Consider the following 21,066-nt stretch of genomic DNA (forward strand, 5'->3'; position numbering starts at 1 on the left):
ATATCGATGTATAATGTCTATGTGAAACAGGACCCGATAGATGCATATCAGGTCCTGTTTTTTATTTAGTAGATACTAAATAGTCCGGTTAATCACTATTCATCTAAATACACTATACTAATAAAGTGAAATTCATTCGAAAGAAGTTCATTAGTTAATATGTATCTAATTAAGAAACATTCATATACCAGCCCAAACATCTTTTCCATATCGCCCTTCATCTTGCACACGATCCAACCAATTTCTTGCTTCTTGTTCACTGACTTCATGAATTTCTTGATACGCTTGACAAAGGGTATCTTCTACATCCGGAGCCATTTTACTTCCATCACCACATATATAAAGATGAGCTCCATTATCTAATAACGAAATTAAATTGATTCTATCTTGTTTTATTAAATGCTGTACATATGTTTTTGGATGTCCCTCTAGACGAGAAAAAGCTGTGTGTAAAGAGATTAATCCATCTCTTTCATCATTTTCTAGTTCTGTACGATAAAGATAATCTTTTTCAGGATGACGACAACCAAAATATAGATGTGCTTCTCCTAAGTTAATACCTTTTTGCTTTTGAACACGACGTGCTTGCAAGAATCCACGGAATGGTGCAATTCCAGTACCTGGACCAACCATAATAATTGGTGTTTCTGGATCTTTAGGTAATTCAAAGTTTGATTGTGGCGTTCGAATGAAACAGATAATCTCATCTTTATTATGACGCTGAGCTAAGTAATTAGAAGCGACTCCTTCATATGTCCCTTCCCCACTCCATGCAGGCGCATTAACAACACCGACCGTAATGCTCAGACGATTCTGTGCAACGAGTGGAGAGCTTGAAATAGAATAGTAACGCGGTTTGAGCGCAGGAAGAAGTTCTAAAAAGCGTTCAAATCGGATTTCACAAGCCTCATACTTTTCAAGAAGGTCCAACATTGAAATCCGTTTCTTTAGTATTTTTTCATGGTAAACTCCTTCTTCTAACAATGCTTCCAATTCTTTTTTATGAGGAGGACATGCTGTGAATGTTACCATTTCTCGTATTTGTGCACGAGTGGCTGCTTCTTGAACTTCGACACTATAACTAAGAAGGTCCAATAAACTAACAGGACTGTCTAAAGGTATGTGATTTATACTTCGTCCACTTGCACTCAGTATAACTTGATCCTTCCCATTTAATCCAAAACGTTTTAAAATTCGGTTGATATTTTTCTCGCTATTAACTGGCAGCACTCCAAGGTGGTCTCCTTCTTTATATGTAGCGCCTTCTGGCAAGGATACCTCGATATGTCGTGTACTTCTATCACTACTGGATGATTGGAGTTCACGATTTTCTAGTATAGATGCATAAACTGCTTCATATGTTCGTGCAAGAGGAGATCCTCCAAGACGACTGACAAATTGCAAACTCAAAGTACTGCGCTCTTTTTCCATATTTTTGTTGAGCTCCAATCCAAATGCCTTCATTGCATCAGACCACATACTTTGTTTCCATTGCTCGAGCTGTTCCTCGAAATCACCACTTGCATCTGCTTCTCCGCGTTTAGAAAATCTTGTTGCTCCTTTTTGAGCCATCTGCTCATCAATGTATCTTGGAATCCGTTGATAGGTACTAGCCCAATTATGATCTCCACAACCAAAAACTGCGTATTGAACCCCTTTTAGCTCATCCGGTTTTAGTTCCTCCAACCATTGCACAAACTGCCCTGCATTACTTGGCGGTTTTCCATTATAAGAAGAAGTCACAATAAGTACCGCTCCTTCTTTTGGCAAACTTCCAATTCGATCGTTAAGAGCTACCACTTCCGTTTGAACTCCTTCTAAACTAGCTGTATCCGCTAATTCTCTTGCAATACCTTCTGCTACACCTGTATCCGAGCCGTACAGAACAAGAAGTGAAAGATTATCGGCCCCAATAATAGAAGGTGTCTTCTGAACGTGCTGCTTAATTTCATCGTTTTTCAGCTTGTCCTCTGTAGGTGCAAGAACAGTAGGATGGCTAATAGTTTGTTTTCGGGGTAGAATCCTAATCTTAAAATCGCCGGGCTTTAGCGTTAATGTTTGTTTTACTTCCAGCTGATAGTTTTGATAATCGATTAATTCAAAATGTTGAAGAAGCATTCCCATTACAAGAGTGGCTTCATGAAGTGCAAATTGCATACCGATACATGCTCTCTGGCCATTTCCAAATGGCTTATAAGCATGATGAGGAACCTTATCCAGCTCTTCAAATCGTTCAGGTTGGAATTCTTCCACATTGTCTCCCCATGCATCTTTATCCCTATGTAGCTGTGGAATAAGAACAGAAATACGATCTTCTCCTTTCTTAATTGGGTATTTCCCGCCAATCACTGTATCTTCTTTTGCATAGAGACTGAATGCTGGAGCGGTAGGCCATAGACGCAGTGATTCATTTAAAATCATCCGTATATACTTCAGTTTCATAACTTGTTGGTATGTTGGAGTAGCATCTGTCAAAACACGGTCTACTTCTTCATAGGCTTTTTTCAATTTATCCGGATTCTTTAATAAAAAGTAAATTGAAAAAGATAACAATCCACTTGTTGTCTCATGCCCAGCTATTAAAAAAGTGATAATTTGGAAACGAATGTTTTCATCATCTAATTTTTCACCAGTTTCCGGATCTGGCACATTTAACATACGGGAAAGTAAATCATTTTCTTCCTGATCTCCACTACTTTTACGTTCAGCAATAATATTATCTACTAAAGAAAACATAGATTGGATATCATGCTGAAATTGACGTTTCGTTCTCCACATAAGTTTGTCTTCTATATCCAGCCGCTGCAATTGGTGCATCGCCTCATCTAGAGCACGGGTCATGCTAGTAATAAAAGGATGAGGTGTCTCACGATAAAAGCTATTAAATCGGTAATTAAAACCACATAGACCAATTGTATCTAACGTAAGGCGAGTCATATCCTCTGGAACATCTACGTTTTCGTTCGGATTCAGTCTTGCCCATTTTTGAACGAGTTGTACAGCAATATCGACCATCATGGCATGGTAATCTTTCATTGCCCGTTGGCTAAATGTAGGCATCAAAATATTATGAGCTTTTTTCCAGTTAGGCTCGTGAGTCTCGCTAGTAAATAATCCGTCTCCAGCAAAAGCACGAACTTTCGCTAAAGCACCCTCTATGCTTTTATCGAACCGCGTTTCGTCACAAACTTCTGCTACCAGTTCATGTCCAGAAACGACAATTATGGCATCACTTAAAGTTTGAATTCGAAAAATGGGACCATACTCTTCCGCCAGCTTAATAAACGATAGAGTCGGTTTATCTTTATTGATTAATGGGAGATTACCCAGCGGTCCATATGTTTTCGGCTGGGGAATGGCAGATACTTTTTTTTCCATTTAAAACACCCTTTCAAAAAAGCATGAAATAAAGTGAAACTTTAATCAGTGGGGGTTTTGTTCATCCCCCACTGATTATTAGTTGAACCAATCGGGCTTTTACGGGCAGTTGGTCCCCCACCTAACTTCTTTGCTTCCGCTAAATTTTGAGGTGGGGGTCTTACTGCCCGTTAATGCGGGATAGCATATCCCATTTAATAAAGAGGAAATAGCAACTAATCGCCTGGGATAAAGATATGTAATTGATTACCTTATTTTATCTTTTCCCTAACTATTCATGATTATGATATTACGTATAAGCTTGGCAATTAGATTTATAACTTGTAGAAAAATACTAAATTAAAATGAAGCGAATAAATATAGTTGGAGCCTTTTAATGTTGAGGTTAAAAGATAATCTAAACTTGTAATGTTTATGAAAAATTGCAAATGGATCTCATCTCTTGTATTTGTTTATAAAAACGATTATTTTGATTCATTTTCTTCTAAAACACCCCAAAACAAAGAAGTTGACACTCTTAAGATTGTAGTATTCGAAAAATCAGTAGTTTAGTTAAAGCAATACGATAAGCAAATATACCGTGTTACTAGTGAAAGAGGACCTGATATGAACATCAGGTCCTCTTTCACTACATAATTATGTCACTGCTTCTTTCAGTTCTTTTCCCATTTTAAATACTGGCGCCTTAGCAGTAAAAAACTTGTAGGAATCATTATCTAAGGTTTTATTCTTCTCTACCGATTTAACTTCTCGACAGCTTCCGCACTTGTATCTACACGTTTAACGAAAAAAACTAGTAGTAGTGCAACAACATTCATGCCAAGCGCTACATAAAATGAATATTGAATTCCAGATAATAAAGCTTTCTGAGTTACTATTGCCTTCGTAGTTTCTGTGAAGGTTGTTGGATCTATATGAGACATTAAACTTTCAGCTTTCGTTTTTGTTACAGAATTCATAATCGTAACAAGAATAGCAGTACCAATCGAACCGGACACTTGTTGAGCTGTATTATTAACAGCTGTACCGTGCGGATTTAAGCGAGTTGGCAATTGATTAAGACCATTTGTCATAAGTGGCATCATAACCATCGCCATCCCAAACATCCGCAGTGTGTAGATAAGAATAATATGTGTGTGACTAGAGTCAATTTGCAGACTTGCCAACATATACGTTGAAACAGCTGTAATGGAAAGCCCCACTATGCCAAGAATCCGAGGACCATATTTATCAAATAGTTTACCTGTAATTGGTGACATAATCCCCATTATTACCGCACCTGGAAGCATCATCAGCCCAGAGCTCAGCGGCGAAATACCACGGACGTTTTGTACATAAGCTGGTGTTAAAATCATACCCGAAAACATGGCCACCGCGTTGACAATTGCAATTACAGACGCAAGTGCAAACATTGGGTACTTGTAAACACGTAAATCCAATAACGGCTCATCCATTTTTAATTGACGAATAATGAAAGCAATTAGGGCAATAGCGCCTATGATTAAGGTTGTTAAGACAACTTTATTCGTCCAGCCATCGGAGCTTGCAGAACTGAATCCATATAACAAACCGCCAAAACCGACAGAAGATAATAGTAATGAGAGATAATCAAGTTTTGCATTTTTGTTTTGTTTCATGACATTCTCAGATTTCCAAATCCCTAACAGTAAGCTAATGATTGCTAACGGTAAAATCATTTCAAAAAGCAAACGCCAGTCATAATACTCTACAATATAACCTGATAGTGTCGGCCCAATTGCTGGAGCTGTAATCATAACTAGTCCAAAAATCCCCATTGCTGTTCCCCTTTTTTCTCTTGGAAAGCTTACTAGCATAATATTCATTAACAAAGGTCCCATAACTGAAGAGCCTGCCGCTTGAACCATCCGACCAGTAAGTAATAAACCAAAGTTAGGTGCTACAGCCGCTAAGGCAGTACCAAGAATAAAAATCACCATAGATGTAATAAATAGGCTCCTATTGGAGAAACGCGTTATTAAAAATGCTGAGGCCGGAATTAATATACCACTTACAAGCATATACCCTGTAGAAAGCCACTGGATCGTTGAATAATCTTGAATGTTTAAATCTTTCATTATTGATGGCAAGGCTACATTTAAAAGGGAGTTATTTAGAAATGAAACAAATGCCCCAATAAAAAGGATTACAAGCATTACATATGGCGGTTTTCTTTTATGTAATGTTTCACTCATATATTTAATTGCCCCTTCATTATAAATTTCATTGATTCGTTTAAATCGTTTACATATTTGCACAAGAAAATATTACCCTTGCAGTATTTTGCCAAACTCTTCGAATGGATATTCTCTTTTTAGCAATTCCACTTGCTCAACATACCATTTTAAAATCTTTTTGTTGATTAAACCTTTATAAAAATGTTTGTTAACGGAATTTAAATTAGGCTGAAATACACAAAATAAGCAACTGAAAATCCCCTTCTAAAATAAAGTGAAGCTTTAAATCAATGGGAATTTTACAGGCAGCGAGAAAAACCAAAAAGACCACGCACCCATTCCTTTAAATACAGGCTTGTAGATCTAGTTATGTAACCATCCATAAAAAGGAATATTACATAGGCTAAGTCTAACATTACATTTTTAAAGTGAGGAGAATAAGCGTATGGACCAATATTGGTATTTGAATTCACAGGGAAATGGGCAACAATATAATAACCAAATTTCATTATATTCACAGTCCGAAATAACTACATCTGAGGTAATGAATGATTTGAAGATTCCTGAGAATTGGAGTTACCGAGTCTATCCAGTTAGTTGGGATTCATCAGCCAATTATACGGGGTTCAATCCCCACCCCCCTCTCTTCTCTTGGGGGCAGCCAATTAATTATGCAGGGATAATGCCCCAAGGTCATCCTGCTAATTGGACTCCATTACCAAGTCATGCAGGTTTTAATTTTCAAAAACCTCCCTTCCCCTGGGCACAACCATTCAATCATACAGGGATGTTCGCACAAGGTCATCTTGCAGCTTTACTATCGCCGCCAGCCAAGCCTTTTCATTTCAATACCAATAACTCGGGTGTTTTTGGAAACCCTCCAGGATGGGGTGGTCCGTGGGCCCCAATGGGATGGGGAAATAACGGAGGTAACGGTCAGCTAGGAATGCTTGGAAACTTACTTACAGCAGGAAAAGGCACCATGAGTGGAATAGGAATGATCAGTAGTCTAATCGGGATGGGGAAGTTCTTCTTTTAGTTAATTAGAACAGGAGAATGTGGCTGTAGCTTTAATCAACCACATTTAAGGACAGTAATCTCCCACCTAACTTCCTAGCATAGCATTCGCGGAAATTTTAGGTAGATATGTATTGTTACAAGTTACCGTTTTACTTTGAGTGCTCCTTTACTTTCTTATCAAGTGCCTTACTATAAGCATCTTTGTTTTCCTGTGATAACTCATAAATTGCTTTTTTCCAATGCTCTCCGTCTACACCTGATAAAAATTCAGTACCTTTCATTGTAGCTTCTTGAATCTTCTGTTTATCTTCTTTACCAGCATCCTTAATTAACTTCGTTGCTTTTCTTGCCTCTGTTACCCCTTCTTGTATGGATTTGTGAATGTCTTTGTATGTATCAGGTACTTTTATGTGTTCCATATTGTCTAAAATTTTATCTATCTCGTTTGATGTTTTTAAAACAGCTTTTGCTTTTTCTTTGTCCTTTAAGGATTCTCCTAAGTTTAGTAATAGTTCATCCTTCTTAAATTGGAACTCTACCACTTGCTCACATATGTAGTACGGATACTGTTGTTCAGAAATTACTGTTTTCGTTATTGCTTTACTAGTTTGCTCAGTCTTATGAGTAGAATCTTTATCTCCTACCTCGCATCCGACTAACAGCATAAATGGAACTGCTAACGTTACTAGTTTCTTTGCTCTCATTATGTATTCTCCTTGTAGAAAGTATTGTAAGTAATTAACATATCAAACTATAACATACATTACATTATGGTTCACTTCCATTACGCTTTTAAAATGTAAAATAAGAATACACCCCATAAGCCACAAATAAGATTAATAGAATAGAAATGCCGAGTGCCGTATATATAATCCATTTTAAATTTGAATTCATATCATCCTCCTACCTCTCGGTAATTCCAGTATATAACAAAAAAAGCATTGGATACCCAATGCTTTTTACACTTACGCAAATAAAGAAGTATTCGCATATAAAGCTGGTGAACCACCTGAATGTACGAATAAAATATTGTCTTCCTTATTAAATTTACCTTTTCTAATTAAGTCGATTAATCCCGCTACTGCCTTACCTGTATACACTGGATCAAGTAAAATACCTTCTGTTTTCGCAAGTAACTGAACTGCCTCTACCATTTCCGGCGTTGGTAACGCATAGCCTGGTCCTACATATTCATCAAAGCACGTAACAGCGTCGCGCGAGATAAAGTTTGGAATACCAACATGTGCTGAAGTTTCATCTACAAGTTTTGCTACTTTCTCTTCTTGCTCAGCTTTTCCTCTACTTACATTAATCCCGATTACAGGAATATGGCTTTGTGTTCCAGAAAAACCAGTAATTAAACCAGCATGCATACCGCCGCTACCACTTACACAAACAACTGAACTGAAATCAATTCCTTGCTCAAATGATTGCGCCATAATTTCTTGCGCACAAGCAACGTATCCCATTGCGCCCGTAGGGTTTGATCCACCAACTGGAATTACATATGGTGTACTACCTTTTTCACTTACTTCTTTCGCTACTTTATTCATCTCTTCCATCAGGTCTGCTCCGTTCGGTACAACAATGACGTTTTCAGCACCTAATAAGTGATATAAGAAATAGTTTCCGTTAAAGTCTCTCTTCTCTTCTGGCTCAAGCCCTTCCTCTAATACAAGAATACATTTCATTTTTTCTTTTACTGCAGCAGCAAGTGTCAGGCGGCAATGATTTGACTGAATACCACCAGCTGTAATTAACGTATCTGCACCCTTTTCCTGTGCATCTGCAACTAAAAATTCTAACTTTCTCGTCTTATTGCCACCAGCTGTTAAACCAAGTAAATCATCTCGTTTAAAATAAATAGTCGGGCCACCAAGTGCTTCAGAAAAGTTGTTTAACTTTTCAATTGGTGTATATGATTCTGTATATTTTTTTCTCGGGAATTTAGCTAAATTCATTGTAACGCTCCTTTTGTACTTCTTTCACAATATATGTAACGTTACTATTATTACACGTAAAAATGGTGAAGTCACCTTTCTCGGTTAAAAATGTATTAAAATTCGGTACATGAAATTTATATCGGCGGTTTTTCAAATATATCAGCGATTTTCAATTTATATCGACTTACCGACAAAAAGTGACAAAATAAAAAGAGCCCACACATTCAAATGCAGACTCCCTCTAATCACTTATTTACCGAAAAACGAAGTAACTGTGTTAATCCCGGCTCTAAATTCATTTCACCTTTATGGCGTACGTATACGACTTTATCCCCATCAAATTTCGGAGGGTTTGCTTTACTATACGTATGCCACTCATTCGTTCCTTCTATAGAATACTCCATATATTCAGTTGCACCGACAATTATATTTTCACTATCATCTGCCGTTACATTTGGTGCCATCTGCGCAATTTTTGAATCACTAATTAATAACTTCTTTATATCCTTATCACGTTTGTAATCGTAAGCTGTCACAATTACATCGTTACCATATGCTTTCACTTGTAACCCTTGTTTAAATGAATAGCCATCTGGAGCAGTTTTCTCTCCTCCATTTGGTCCTGCTGACATCCAGCCTGTTTCAATCCCGCCCGTATTTACAACAGTGAAACCTTTTTCATCTCCACCGTTAATTTTCTTTTTACCAGCCCAGTCAGGTAAGTTTAAATCCCAATGCGTATGACTCGTGAAGAAAACAACCTGCGGATAGTCTTTTAATATATCGTACAATTTATCCACGTTTAAATAATCTTGTAAATATGGTGATTGTCTTGATCCAGATACTGTATCAGGTAAAACGTGATGAGAGAAAATAAAGATTGGTTTATTTTTATCTTTTTGACTATACTCTTCTAAATTTTGTTTTAACCAACCTAATTGCTCATCACTCATATATACTTCATCCCACATTTTTGAATCGTGGTATTTCATATATTTTTCAGTTCCTAAAAATAAAAGTGGATAGCCATCTAATTCTTTTTTATGATATACCTTTTCTTGTCCACTAAATTTCAGATAGCGGTTAAATAAAGTTTCCTCAGTTACACCATTTGGCCATGTACTTTGGGAGAGTTTCCCATCTGCTGTCCATTTACCAGCATAAAACTCATGATTCCCAACAGTAGACCATACATTTTCTGGATGCTTATTTTTATTTAACACACGCTTTACATCATCATATTGTGACTGTTGTCCAGTCGGCGTTATATCCCCATTCATAATAAGCGCTCTAGAAAGTGGCGTTACTTTATTCATATCTTTTAATACGTGATCAAAATCTCCTAAATCACCTTGAATGTCACTAATAACATTAAAAGTTGTAGCTGATTTTCGAACTTGCTCTTTCCCTTCCGCATGTGCTGAAAATGTCGGTAATAATGCCGCCATAACTGCTAACGAAGCAACTGTCTTTTTCATACAAATTCTCCCCCTAATAATAGAATGTACCAACTGACATGTTCTGCTTCTCTTAGGTGCTTGTCCAATTCATATTATAGGGGGAGATTGTAAAGATTAATGGAATAAAAAATTAAGTGTTTTTTAAGAGATTTTGTCTTTTTTCACACTCCACAATTAGCAATTCGCGCCAATATAGCTTTCTAGTCTTTTACATTACATACATGTAAATTTTGATGTTAAATCTTTTATTTTCATACGTTGTTTTTTATTACTTCTAATTTTCGGGAAAAATCCACTAATTAATAATGTTATAATCCATACCATTATTAGAATAAAATTTATTGTATTACCGGAATTCAAGCTGAAAACCCTCCACAAATAGGCAGCACAAAAAACGAGAATAGCAGTAATAATAAGTAAAAATGTCCTAACTACTAATCCGATGTAGGATTTCTTCTCTTGCTTAAAAATGAAAGTTCTTCCACCTTTGTACAATCTAATTACAAATAGTAGCAAGTATACACCAAGTGCGGCTCCAATAACAATTGATGTAATGAAGTTATTTTTTCTCTGCTCAGCTAGAGCAAAGTAACTTTCAGGTAATTTTCCCGTTTCATATTCAATCCATGCGTGGTAAATATCCTGTCGTAAGTCTATACCACCTTCACTATTCGTAAGAATTACCAATCCATCCTTTGTATTAGGAATGAAACCATAAAAAGAATGCCAGCCTCGATTGTCACCAGAATGATAAAGTAATTTCCATTGATTAGATAGTTTTTTTTCAAATATACCTAAACCATTCTCCCCTAATACTGGCTTTTGCATTTCTTCAACACGTTCACTTTTGATGACACCACTCCCTTTATTATTTGCATCCATGCTTGCAAGTATCAATGTCATCATATCCGTAACATTTGTCTTGAGGCCTGCAGCAGCCTGTTCGGTAAATTGGTAACTAGGGAGCTCCTCTCCAAAATATCCATAGCCTTTCGAAAGGTTAGGGTTTTCAGGATTTTGTAAAAATGAACTAGAGTTCATTCCCAAAGGTTTCATAATTTGTTCTTCCATATAACGATTAAACGGTATTCCAGTAACCTCTTCCATTACAAGTTGTAAAATTGTATATCCTCCACCAGAGTATATTGTTTCTGAACCTGGTTTATTAGTAACCTCCACTGGTTCATTAAGCCATCCTTTTCCAGACAAAGACTCCTCGATAGAATCAAGATGTTTTCCTGGTGCAACCCCAAGGTATCCTTTATGTGCAGACAGCCCTGCTGTATGACTTAATAATCTTCTTATTGTGACTTCATTATTATGAAACTCTGAATTAGATAATTTCCATTTGGTCAGATATTTTTCAACTGGATCATCTAGTGATAAACGCCCTTCATCTACAAGATGCAAGACTCCCCACGCTGTAAGGCTTTTAGATATGGAACCAGCTTGAAATACAGTATCATCACTCAACGCTTTTTTTGTCTTTTTATCTACATAACCGTAGTTTAGTGTATAAGCAATACGCCCCTCATGTACAATCCCTATTGCAACCCCTGGTACCTCATAATTCTCCTGCCATTTTGGTACCTGTTCATCCAGCTTTTTTTTGAAATCCTCTATACCCCTATCAGTCAACTTACTCGATTCTGTCCTCACCACATTTGTAAACAATGCTTCATTCGTAATGAATATACAAATGATGAAACATAAAATACTTTTGCATATTATCGATGCCTTTTGTCTATTCTTCATTTGCTTTGCCCCTTTTTTCAGAATATTCTTTCCGTCACTCAGAATATCCCATTCATTTATCTAGTTCTATCGATTTTTATTACTTAACCTTACAAAATTGTAATAAAAATCAAAGTTCTACATACTTAGGGGTTTTAATGTTCTTTATTCAAGGGCAGTGAATGTAATACAAAAAAGACACAGAGATTCCTCCCCATGCCTACTAATTTCCTACCTTTTCACCGCATGCACATAATGCACTGTCTCAAAAGCTTTCAAATAATCGTTTCGTCCTTCAAAATATAATTTATTTATGTCTTCTGGCGATAAATGTTCATAAATGAGTAAGCCCGCCTTCTCTAACAGTGCTTCCATTTCGGCATAAGAAAAACATGATTTCATCGGTTCTCCGCCTACCGCAGCCATTTTTACCATATTTTCAACTCGATTGGACAGTCCCTTTTCCGTAAACAAGTTTTCATCGGGATAATCGAAAACGATAGAACTTCCTGCCGGAACCACCTCAAATAAACATTCTATTAAACTAGAAAGTTCCTCTTTCGTTAAATAGTACGTTACACCTAATAGACTAAAGAACGTCTTTTTATTTTCAAATCCTTCATTCCGTAACTGCTCATAGAAAAATCCTTTCGTGAAATCCATCGAAACAAAATGAAGGTTATTTGGAACTTCAAGTTCTACTTCTTTTATTCTTTCCTTCTTAAACGCCTGCGTAGAAGGATGATCCACTTCAAATATTTCTATTTTATTCTCTAACTCTCGGTTTCTAAAACTGAACGTATCTAAGCCTGCACCGAGTATGACGTATTGTTTCGCTCCTAATGTAATTTCATGTAGTAATACTCTTTCACAATATGCGGCACGTGCTAAAGGTGTTGGTGATAACTGAACTTGTGTAATCCATTTTAATATTTCTTTTGGATTGTCTTGAAACTGCTCTGCAATGTCTGTATTGAAAAAGTGAATCCCTTGAACCATGTTCGTTTCAATATTGTTACGTTCTTTTTGTGAAATGAAATCTTTAGCTACATAATCATTAAAGATTTTAGGACTATCAAATTCACTATGATACGCCCTTCCGAATGCTGATACTAACGACGTTACACTTGCTTCACCTTGTTTCACGCACATACACTCTCCTTCATTTTCACAACAAAAATAGGGTTCCCCTGGCCAGGAGAACCCTATTATACACCTTATTTTTATATTGGTAAATTATATCATAAATAAGTTTTTTTGTCAAGTTTTCAGCCTACTAACGCTCCAATAATTTGTGTAATCTCTAGCAGGAAGATTTCGATCTACACCGAATATTCCAGTTCATAACAATACAAATGGAGGGCGTCATGAAAAGATTAGTCATCATTACAGTTGGAAAAACACACAGTGGAAAAACTACATTTGCAAGAGCATTAGAAAAAGAGTTACCCCACTCTTTCGTTATGGATCAAGATAATCAAGCTGAATTTATTAACACGCATTACGAAAAATTACAGCCGGCTAAAGGCCCTAATACATTTAAGCACGGTCTTTCAAAATTCATTGTTGATTATGCGAAAGAACATTCAAATTTACACCTTATTATTAGTAACTCCAATCGCAGTAAAAATGGAGGTTATATTTACTAAACGAATTATTTCCACAGAATGAATATGTACGCATACTCGTTCATTTTGACATTCCAGATGATGTACTTTACGAAAGAGTGGCTCGAAGCACGCGAAGTACCAATATTTTTAGAGGTGGATATTCTAGTTTCAAAGAAGTATTTGATCGACAACAAACTGAATCACTTCACGATGATGTGGTAGATCCTATAGAAAATGAGGCTGATTATTTGTTTGTTATTCGCAATAATAAAGATATAAGCTTTACTATTGAAGAAATTGTTCATCTAGCTAAAGATTTATCCCCTACTCCAAAATAAGAGATTATAAAAATTACATAATCATAGATTATTATGCAAATACTTCCTCTAGACGGCGCAGATGGTATATAATGATGGAAGAATCTACTTCTATATGCTCATTTTTACACAAAACAGTTCATGCATATGAAAGAAAAGAGGTACAAAAATATGAAAACAAAAAAAACAATTGCTGCGTCTACACTAGCTTTAGCAATGATTGCTGGCGCGAACTCTGCTCATGCGGAAGTAAATGATGCTACTCCTCAGCAAAGTACGGGAGATCGATTAGCTGAAATTAAGCAACATAAACAAGAGTTAGATGCAAAATTGCAGCAACACAAAGAAAACGTGGATCAAACATTAAATGAACTTAACAAGGTTAAGGAAAATGTTGATACGAAGGTGAATGAACTACATGAACGTAAACAAGTTGCTGATGAAAAAATTAACGAAGTTAAACAGCATAAACAAGAACTAGATGCAAAACTGCAGCAAGACAAACAAATCGCCGAAGATAAAATCGCTGAAATTAAAGAGCATAAAAAACAAGTAGAAGATAAAGTTGCTGAAGTAAAAGAACATAAGCAAAATATCGATAACAAAGTGGATGAGATTAAAGAACATAAACAAACTGTCGATGAAAAAGTGAATGAAATGAAGCAACATAAAGAGAACATTGATCAAAAGGTTAATGAACTTAAGGAAGTTAAAAAACAAGTAGATGAAAAATTAGCTGAGTTAAAGAAAGCGAAACAAACTGCTGAGGACAAACTCGCTGAACTAAAAGAAAACAAGCCGAATACTGGTAACACGTTAGAGGAACTTAAGAAAATTAAAGGCAATTTAGACAGTCTTTCCGCTAACTTAGAATTAGCTAAACAAGATGTAAAAAATAAACTAGCTGTTTTACAAGAAGCTAGACAAGATTTAATTAATAAAATTAACGAAATTAAACAATCGAAACAAACTGTTTCAGATGATTTATCAAAGAAAAAACAAGACTTAGATATTAAAATCAACGACTTTAAGCATACTGAGAAAAAAATTGACGACAAATTAGCTGAGTTACATACAACGAAGCAAAATGTTGATAACAAGATTAATGAAGTATCACAGTCTAAACAAACGCAAGCAGATAATGGTACTAAAAACAATAACGCTAAAGAACTTCCTAACGCTGGTAGCGAGCAATCAAACAATATGGCTCTAGGAATGCTATCTGTATTAGGCGGTGTTTTATTACTTACTCGTAATAAAATTAAAACGTTATTCTCTAAATAAGTCCATTAAAAAAAGAAAACCGCACATACATGTACGGTTTTCCTTTTTTTATATTAACTGTCCATCTCGAAGCTTCAATATACGATCACATACATCAAGCATTCTTTCATCATGTGTAATCATAATTGCTGCTTTTTGGCTCTCTTTCACTTCGCGTTTCATCATTTCAACAACTTCACGTGCGCGTTTTGAGTCTAAGCTTGCCGTTGGCTCATCCGCTAATATTAAATCTGGGTTGTTCATGAACGCACGAGCGATTGCTACCCTTTGTTTTTCCCCGCCAGATAGTTGATTTGGATAATGATTCTTTCTTTCTCCTAATCCAAATGCCGCTAATAAATGATCTGCACGCTTTTCGGATTCTTGTTTACTTTCTTTTTTTAGCTTTGCAATGTAAAGTAACTGTTCTTTCACATTTAAATATGGAACAAGGTTTGCAAACTGGAAAATGAAGCCGATTTTTTTCAAACGAATGTCTGTCATTTCCTTTTCTGATAACTGTGTAATATTTTGCTCACGAATGTAAATATCCCCTTTTGATGGTGATAATAATGCACCCGCGATTGATAATAACGTACTTTTCCCTGATCCAGAAGGACCGACGATTCCGATAAATTCTCCGGCTTTCACATCAAGCGATATCGGATGAAGGGCTGTTACTTCCGTATTCCCTTCTCCGTACACTTTACTTACTTTGTCTAATTTTAATAATGAAGTCATTACATCCCGCCTCCAATTGCTTCTAATGCATCAACTTTTAATACTTGGTATAACGAAATAAGTGTTCCTAAAATACTAATTACGATAAAGATTGCTGCATATTGCGCAATCATCGGTGTTGTTAATAAGAACGGCATACCTGCTGGTAAAATTTGTTCTAACCCTTGTACAAGAACGATACTGATTACCATCGCAACGACTGATAAGAATAACGCCTGCACGACTAAGCTATTTGCTAAATACGAGTTCTTTGTACCGATTGCTTTTAATACACCTAATTGCTGTGTTTTTTGCAGTGTAATAACGTAGAAGAATACACCGATTAGTAATGCAGCGATAACAAGTAAGAACGCAATGATCATCGTTAATGTTCCTTGTTCTTCTTTAAATCCTGGAATACTTTGTAGCACTTCTTTTTTGTCAATTACGTGTGCATTTTTAATCTCTTTATCTGTGTTAAGTGCAATTGCACTATAATCTTTTTGGTTTGGTTGTGAAATAGCACCCCATACGTCTTCATTTACATAAACGACTGGTGTATGGCTAAACATTTGATCTTTCGTAAATCCGACGATTGTAAATTCTTTCTTTGAAACAGGATCGATAATTGTATCCCCAATATCGATTCCTTTTTCTTTAATTGATTCATCAGCAACCATTTCGTTATTTGCTGTACCTAATTTCTCCCCTTTTACAATGTTCGGTTCTAAAAATGAATCCCGTTCACTTGAGAAAATAGCGATATCAACCTTTTTCGAACTATCTTTCTTTTCATATGTTGAAACTTTCACACGAAACGGAACGGCTTCTTTCTCGCCTACTTGATTTACTACGTTATCTACATCGTCTTTCTTAATTTGTGAACGAAGTAATTTATTTTCCGCATCATCTGCTAAAACGAACTTATTCGCCTCCATATTTTGAATCGATGAAGCATTATCATATGATAGTCCATTTGCTAATCCTGAAATAACAAGAACTAAAAATGATAATAACACCATAATCAGTCCGATTAATCCGTATCTTAATTTTGATTGTTTCAATTCACGCAGAGCTAAAAACATTTCGCTCGCTCCTTCCTCTTTCTTTCTATGCACTAATCATAAAAAAGAAATATGAACGGAATATGAACAGAAGATTACAGAGAGTAAGATTTAATTTTCAGAAAGTATTGAAAATAAATAGAATCCTTGATACAATTCAGTCAAATAATATTGACCGAGTAATTTAATTCAAGGAGTTGATCATGTTGAAGCCCGTATTAACACTAACTACTTATAGCCAACTAAAAGCATTAAGCGATCCATTACGTGCCGAAATGATGATACGTCTATGCGAACGTCCTTATACTGGACAATTACTATCTGAGAAATTCGGCATTTCAAGGGCGAAAATTCATTATCATTTAAAAGAATTAGAAAAGAATGGGCTTATAGAGATCGTTTATACAGAAGAAAAGAATGGGATTGTTCAAAAGTTTTATCAATCTGTCGCTAAAGGCTTCACCCCTGCCGCAGATCTATTACCTCATTTAGAAATATTAAGCGAATCAGGTCGCCAAATCTTTTTACAAATGATAGAAAGAACGAAAAGCCAAATTCTCGCTGCACCAGAAGAAGCTTTTACATTACAAAATGCAAGTGAAGATCCAGCTAAGTGGAATTACGTTTCATCCTGCTGGGAATTTGATGCTACGCCAGAACAATTTCAAGTGTGGGTGAAAAAGTTTTATGAATTAATGGCTGAATTAAACGAAATCACAAAAGGTGCAGATAAAGATCCGAATAGCAAACCTTATTATATTTCTACTACTGCACTTCAAATCGCTGAGAGAACAATGCAGCAATTTATTAAAAAAGAAGAAAAATCGTAATACGATTTTTTTTACCGAGACGGTCAATTTTATTTTACCGAATAAAATTATTATAAAGGAGTAGATAAAGTGGACATATTAAAAAACCGGAATTTCCTCTTATTATTTTTAGGGAGAATTTTTACAAACATAGGAGATAGCTTGTATTATGTAGCAGCAATGTGGCTCGTATACAAATTAAGTGGTAATCCTTTTTATTCTGGATTGGCTGGTTTCCTTACGTTATTACCTTCTGCATTACAATTTCTTACTGGTCCATTCGTCGATAGATGGTCAATAAAAAACACCCTCGTCATCACACAAGTTTTGCAATGCATTCTTATTTTAATCATTCCAATTACACACTACTTCGACCTACTAACAGTCCACCTACTACTCATCATCATGCCCATCGTAGCTTTTATCGAACAATTCGCCTATCCCGCACAATCGAAAGCTTTACCACTTCTACTGCATAAAACACAATTATTAAAAGGAAACTCACTCTTTTCATTTGCATATCAAGGCATTGATTTAATTTGTACGACTCTTTCTGGAATATTAGTAGCACTATTTGGCGCAATTACTTTATATGTAATCGACTCTTTTACATTCGCGATTACTGCCCTTTTGTTCTTTTCACTAAAAATGCCAAAGCAAACAGAAACCAATACATCGCTATCAACTAAACAATATTTCACTGATTTAAAAGAAGGTTTTTCGATCGTCTTTCGTTCATTAATGGGCGTATTCTTAATCGGTTCAGTAGTCGCTAATTTTTCAATCGGTATGACGATGGCGATACTCCCTTCTTTCGCTGATTCTTTAGGAGGTGTGAAATCATATGGGTTCTTCTTAGCTGCTATATCAGCAGGTAGTCTTATCGGTGCATTATTCAGTTCATGGGTTGGCAAACGTAATGTTGGCCGTGTCTCCATTATTAGCTTTGCGACCGGCGCTATCTTTTGGTTTCTCTCTACGATTGTACCGTTTCAATGGCTATCTATTTTCTTATTCGGCCTAGCCTGGATTCCAATTGGTGCGACCAACATATTATTTGCGACAATTAGTCAAATTGTAATTCCAAATCAATATATCGGGCGCATCAATTCAGTCATGCGAAGTATGGGCACAATTGCTATGCCGTTCGGTTCTTTAATTGGTGGATATGCTGCAAATGTATTTAGTAGCCAACTCATTTTCGCGCTCGCTAGCATCGGAATTTTATTTATTTCTCTCGTATGGCTGCTTCATCCGAAATTACGAGCATTGCCAAAAGCTGATGAAATTACTGCGGATACTTTTGGGGTTCGGTTTAAAGTAGAACGTGGGAAAGGTGCGGCTTTATAGCTGCAGTGAGAGGGTACGTGAAATTTATATCGGCGATTTTTCGATTATATCGACTTACCGACAAAAAAAGAGGCCGTTCCGAAAACAGCCTCTTTCATCTATTTAGGAAGCTCAACCCGAACGGTCGTCCCTTCTCCCTTCGTACTATACACTGAAACGTTTCCATGATGCAGTTCAACAATCTTCTGCACGATCGATAACCCTAAACCGCTACCTTCTACATTTCTTGCCCTTGCTGTATCTACCTTATAAAAACGATCAAAAATACGCTCCATTTCTTCTTTTTCCATGCCGATTCCGTTATCGGATATAGAGATTATAACGCTAGACTCTAACTCTTCGACAAAAAACTCAATGGTCCCACCATCGTTTGAAAACTTAATACTATTCGTAAAGATATTACTCCATACTTGATGAAGTAAGTTTTCATCACCTTTTATAGTGATATCCGGCACATCAAATTCAACGGCAATATCTTTCTCGCGCCATTTCCACTCAAGCATAAAAATGACGTCTTTAATTTGCTTCTGCAGATTGAATTCTCTTATTTGTAGAACCTTTTCCTCTTTATCTAATGAAGCGAGCGTAAGTAACTGTTTACATAAACTAGACATTCGCTTGCTTTCACCCTCAATAATTTGTAAGTAATGATTTCTTTCTTCCTCACTCATCTTTTCTGTTTGCAACGTTTTTGAAAAACCTTGTATGGAAGAAAGTGGCGACTGAAATTCATGTGAAACGTTCGAAACGAATTCTTGTCTCATTTCATCTAGTTCTTTAATACTCTTCGTCATCTTTTGGAAGCTTGTAGATAACGTTCCTATTTCATCTTTTCGTTTTACATCTAATTCAATTTCATATTCCCCACTCGCAATTTTTTGCGTAGCCTTCGTAAATTTACGGATTGGGCGAACGATATAACCTGCTGCAATCGCTATAAAGATAATACTTAATAGTACGATAAACCCAAGTAATACCGCTAAGAAAATTCGCATCTCGCCAAATTGGTTCTGAATGTCAGGACGAATAAATAACGCGTACTGTTTATCACCGTGCTTTACCGGTACACCAACACTATTTATTAATTCATTATCGAAAAATCCTGTAATAAAAAGACGCGTTGGATACGTAGAAACACCATTAAACGTTTCTCCTTGCAATACTTTATGAACAGTAGCATCGCTAATAGACGTCTTACGAAACGCATTACCAATACGCTTCCCATTCTTTTGATCATCGACAATATAAATTTCATACCCTAACTTTGCAATAGAATGCAAATACGTCTCTTGATTTTCTTCACTTTGCTTTTCATATAACGATTTAACTTCTTCCGCATACTTTAAAATCTTTTCACTATTATACGGTTTTAACTTCACTTGATAATATACGTTCGTTAATAAAAAGCCGATAATACTACTAAGTAGCATAATGCCGACCGTCATAAATACAAATCTAGAATATAGTGATTTCATCTTATTTCAACTCCAACTTATACCCGAGGCCGCGCACTGTCGTAATTTGAAAATCATCCGTTCGTTTTGAGAAACGATCTCGGAGCCTTTTCACATGAACATCAACTGTTCGTTCATCTCCTTCAAAATCCATTCCCCATACTAATTCAATTAATTCTTCTCTTGAAAATGTTCTTCCAGGATAACTAGCTAATTGTGATAATAACTCAAATTCCTTTAAAGGAAGTAAAATTGTTTGACCGTTACACTTTACTTCTACACCTTTTCGATCAATTGTCGTTCCGTGCAACGTAATAATATCTGCACTCAGCATTTGATAACGGCGTAATAAAGCTTTCATACGGAAAATCACTTCAGCTGGTTCAAATGGTTTTACGATATAATCATCTGTACCAGAAATGAATCCTTTTTCTTTATCCACTAACTGGTCTTTCGCAGTTAATAAAATAACCGGTATATCATGATACTTCCGGATTTCTTCACATAACGTATAGCCATCAACGAACGGCATCATAATGTCTACGATCGCAAGATGAATATTTTCCTTCTCTAAAACGTCTTGTGCTACCTTTCCATCTTCTGCTTCAAAAACTTTAAACCCCTCTTTTTGCAAATGGTAATGCAACAACTCTCTAATATGCTTATCATCATCAGCTAATAAAATATGTATCATCTTCATTAAACCCTCTCTTGTTCATCCTTCTACATCCTTACCTTAAGAAACAATT

At 36.1% G+C, this 21,066-nt stretch carries 15 protein-coding genes and 1 pseudogene; 5 read left to right on the forward strand and 11 right to left on the reverse strand.

Annotated elements, in window-relative coordinates; genetic code table 11:
* Positions 1 to 180: 180 nt before the first annotated feature.
* The gene (gene cypD / locus MR143_RS09920) at positions 181 to 3,378 is read right to left on the reverse strand and encodes a bifunctional P-450/NADPH--P450 reductase (protein WP_000412786.1); all 3,198 of its coding nucleotides are present in this window, start codon (positions 3,376 to 3,378) and stop codon (positions 181 to 183) included.
* A gap of 734 nt (positions 3,379 to 4,112) precedes the next feature.
* Positions 4,113 to 5,591: a DHA2 family efflux MFS transporter permease subunit gene (locus MR143_RS09925; protein ID WP_000005138.1), complete on the reverse strand. Its 1,479-nt coding sequence runs from the start codon at positions 5,589 to 5,591 to the stop codon at positions 4,113 to 4,115.
* A 427-nt stretch (positions 5,592 to 6,018) separates the two neighbouring features.
* Here MR143_RS09925 and MR143_RS09930 point away from each other — a divergent pair, with 427 nt between their 5' ends.
* A complete protein-coding gene (locus MR143_RS09930; protein WP_000373143.1) occupies positions 6,019 to 6,612 on the forward strand; it encodes a hypothetical protein in 594 nt (197 codons plus the stop codon).
* 130 nt (positions 6,613 to 6,742) lie between these two features.
* Here MR143_RS09930 and MR143_RS09935 read toward each other — a convergent pair whose 3' ends face one another.
* The 5 genes from MR143_RS09935 to MR143_RS09955 all read right to left on the reverse strand — a co-directional run bounded on the left by MR143_RS09935 (position 6,743) and on the right by MR143_RS09955 (position 12,882).
* Positions 6,743 to 7,297, reverse strand: coding sequence for a hypothetical protein (locus MR143_RS09935; RefSeq protein WP_001201801.1), 555 nt, complete (start codon positions 7,295 to 7,297; stop codon positions 6,743 to 6,745).
* 261 nt (positions 7,298 to 7,558) lie between these two features.
* Positions 7,559 to 8,554 (reverse strand): D-cysteate sulfo-lyase, encoded by a 996-nt coding sequence (gene cuyA, locus MR143_RS09940; protein ID WP_001046608.1) that lies wholly within the window; start codon positions 8,552 to 8,554, stop codon positions 7,559 to 7,561.
* Positions 8,555 to 8,781: 227 nt separating this feature from the next.
* Complete coding sequence (locus MR143_RS09945) at positions 8,782 to 10,014, reverse strand: DUF4073 domain-containing protein (protein WP_000754278.1); 1,233 nt, start codon at positions 10,012 to 10,014, stop codon at positions 8,782 to 8,784.
* 195 nt (positions 10,015 to 10,209) lie between these two features.
* The gene (locus tag MR143_RS09950) at positions 10,210 to 11,751 is read right to left on the reverse strand and encodes a serine hydrolase domain-containing protein (protein WP_000797426.1); all 1,542 of its coding nucleotides are present in this window, start codon (positions 11,749 to 11,751) and stop codon (positions 10,210 to 10,212) included.
* A gap of 210 nt (positions 11,752 to 11,961) precedes the next feature.
* Positions 11,962 to 12,882, reverse strand: coding sequence for a class I SAM-dependent methyltransferase (locus tag MR143_RS09955; RefSeq protein WP_002164096.1), 921 nt, complete (start codon positions 12,880 to 12,882; stop codon positions 11,962 to 11,964).
* A 215-nt stretch (positions 12,883 to 13,097) separates the two neighbouring features.
* Between MR143_RS09955 and MR143_RS09960 the strand changes: the two are divergent.
* Together MR143_RS09960 and MR143_RS09965 are read left to right on the forward strand one after the other, a co-directional pair.
* Positions 13,098 to 13,678 (forward strand): annotated as a pseudogene (locus MR143_RS09960) (AAA family ATPase).
* Positions 13,679 to 13,828: 150 nt separating this feature from the next.
* On the forward strand, positions 13,829 to 14,941 hold the full coding sequence (locus MR143_RS09965; protein ID WP_000850437.1) for an LPXTG cell wall anchor domain-containing protein: 1,113 nt from the start codon (positions 13,829 to 13,831) through the stop codon (positions 14,939 to 14,941).
* A 48-nt stretch (positions 14,942 to 14,989) separates the two neighbouring features.
* Here the strand turns inward: MR143_RS09965 and MR143_RS09970 are convergent, their stop codons facing one another.
* Positions 14,990 to 15,661: an ABC transporter ATP-binding protein gene (locus tag MR143_RS09970; RefSeq protein WP_000202593.1), complete on the reverse strand. Its 672-nt coding sequence runs from the start codon at positions 15,659 to 15,661 to the stop codon at positions 14,990 to 14,992.
* Positions 15,661 to 16,725, reverse strand: coding sequence for an ABC transporter permease (locus MR143_RS09975; protein ID WP_000477754.1), 1,065 nt, complete (start codon positions 16,723 to 16,725; stop codon positions 15,661 to 15,663). The genes MR143_RS09970 and MR143_RS09975 overlap by 1 nt, the downstream gene beginning before the upstream one ends.
* A 185-nt stretch (positions 16,726 to 16,910) precedes the next feature.
* On the opposite strand from MR143_RS09975, the gene MR143_RS09980 reads away from it, so the two are divergent.
* A complete protein-coding gene (locus MR143_RS09980; protein ID WP_014895296.1) occupies positions 16,911 to 17,534 on the forward strand; it encodes an ArsR/SmtB family transcription factor in 624 nt (207 codons plus the stop codon).
* A 69-nt stretch (positions 17,535 to 17,603) separates the two neighbouring features.
* A complete protein-coding gene (locus MR143_RS09985) occupies positions 17,604 to 18,863 on the forward strand; it encodes an MFS transporter (protein ID WP_000353364.1) in 1,260 nt (419 codons plus the stop codon).
* A gap of 98 nt (positions 18,864 to 18,961) precedes the next feature.
* Here MR143_RS09985 and MR143_RS09990 read toward each other — a convergent pair whose 3' ends face one another.
* On the reverse strand, positions 18,962 to 20,338 hold the full coding sequence (locus MR143_RS09990; protein WP_000839516.1) for a sensor histidine kinase: 1,377 nt from the start codon (positions 20,336 to 20,338) through the stop codon (positions 18,962 to 18,964).
* 1 nt (position 20,339) lies between these two features.
* Positions 20,340 to 21,017 carry a response regulator transcription factor gene (locus MR143_RS09995; protein ID WP_000781961.1) on the reverse strand — a complete coding sequence of 226 codons (678 nt, stop codon included), beginning with the start codon at positions 21,015 to 21,017 and terminating at the stop codon, positions 20,340 to 20,342.
* Positions 21,018 to 21,066 lie beyond the last annotated feature (49 nt).

Source organism: Bacillus cereus group sp. BfR-BA-01347 (assembly GCF_022663835.1).
GTDB classification, from domain to species: domain Bacteria; phylum Bacillota; class Bacilli; order Bacillales; family Bacillaceae_G; genus Bacillus_A; species Bacillus_A thuringiensis_K.

What these genes read in the sequence shown, in the direction of transcription:
- MR143_RS09970 (WP_000202593.1), bottom strand. Translation starts at nt 15,661, where the DNA reads ATGACTTCATTATTAAAATTAGACAAAGTAAGTAAAGTGTACGGAGAA.
- MR143_RS09995 (WP_000781961.1), bottom strand. Translation starts at nt 21,017, where the DNA reads ATGAAGATGATACATATTTTATTAGCTGATGATGATAAGCATATTAGA.
- cypD (WP_000412786.1), bottom strand. Translation starts at nt 3,378, where the DNA reads ATGGAAAAAAAAGTATCTGCCATTCCCCAGCCGAAAACATATGGACCG.
- MR143_RS09955 (WP_002164096.1), bottom strand. Translation starts at nt 12,882, where the DNA reads ATGTGCGTGAAACAAGGTGAAGCAAGTGTAACGTCGTTAGTATCAGCA.
- MR143_RS09950 (WP_000797426.1), bottom strand. Translation starts at nt 11,751, where the DNA reads ATGAAGAATAGACAAAAGGCATCGATAATATGCAAAAGTATTTTATGT.
- MR143_RS09935 (WP_001201801.1), bottom strand. Translation starts at nt 7,297, where the DNA reads ATGAGAGCAAAGAAACTAGTAACGTTAGCAGTTCCATTTATGCTGTTA.
- cuyA (WP_001046608.1), bottom strand. Translation starts at nt 8,554, where the DNA reads ATGAATTTAGCTAAATTCCCGAGAAAAAAATATACAGAATCATATACA.
- MR143_RS09945 (WP_000754278.1), bottom strand. Translation starts at nt 10,014, where the DNA reads ATGAAAAAGACAGTTGCTTCGTTAGCAGTTATGGCGGCATTATTACCG.
- MR143_RS09965 (WP_000850437.1), top strand. Translation starts at nt 13,829, where the DNA reads ATGAAAACAAAAAAAACAATTGCTGCGTCTACACTAGCTTTAGCAATG.
- MR143_RS09975 (WP_000477754.1), bottom strand. Translation starts at nt 16,725, where the DNA reads ATGTTTTTAGCTCTGCGTGAATTGAAACAATCAAAATTAAGATACGGA.
- MR143_RS09990 (WP_000839516.1), bottom strand. Translation starts at nt 20,338, where the DNA reads ATGAAATCACTATATTCTAGATTTGTATTTATGACGGTCGGCATTATG.
- MR143_RS09925 (WP_000005138.1), bottom strand. Translation starts at nt 5,591, where the DNA reads ATGAGTGAAACATTACATAAAAGAAAACCGCCATATGTAATGCTTGTA.
- MR143_RS09930 (WP_000373143.1), top strand. Translation starts at nt 6,019, where the DNA reads ATGGACCAATATTGGTATTTGAATTCACAGGGAAATGGGCAACAATAT.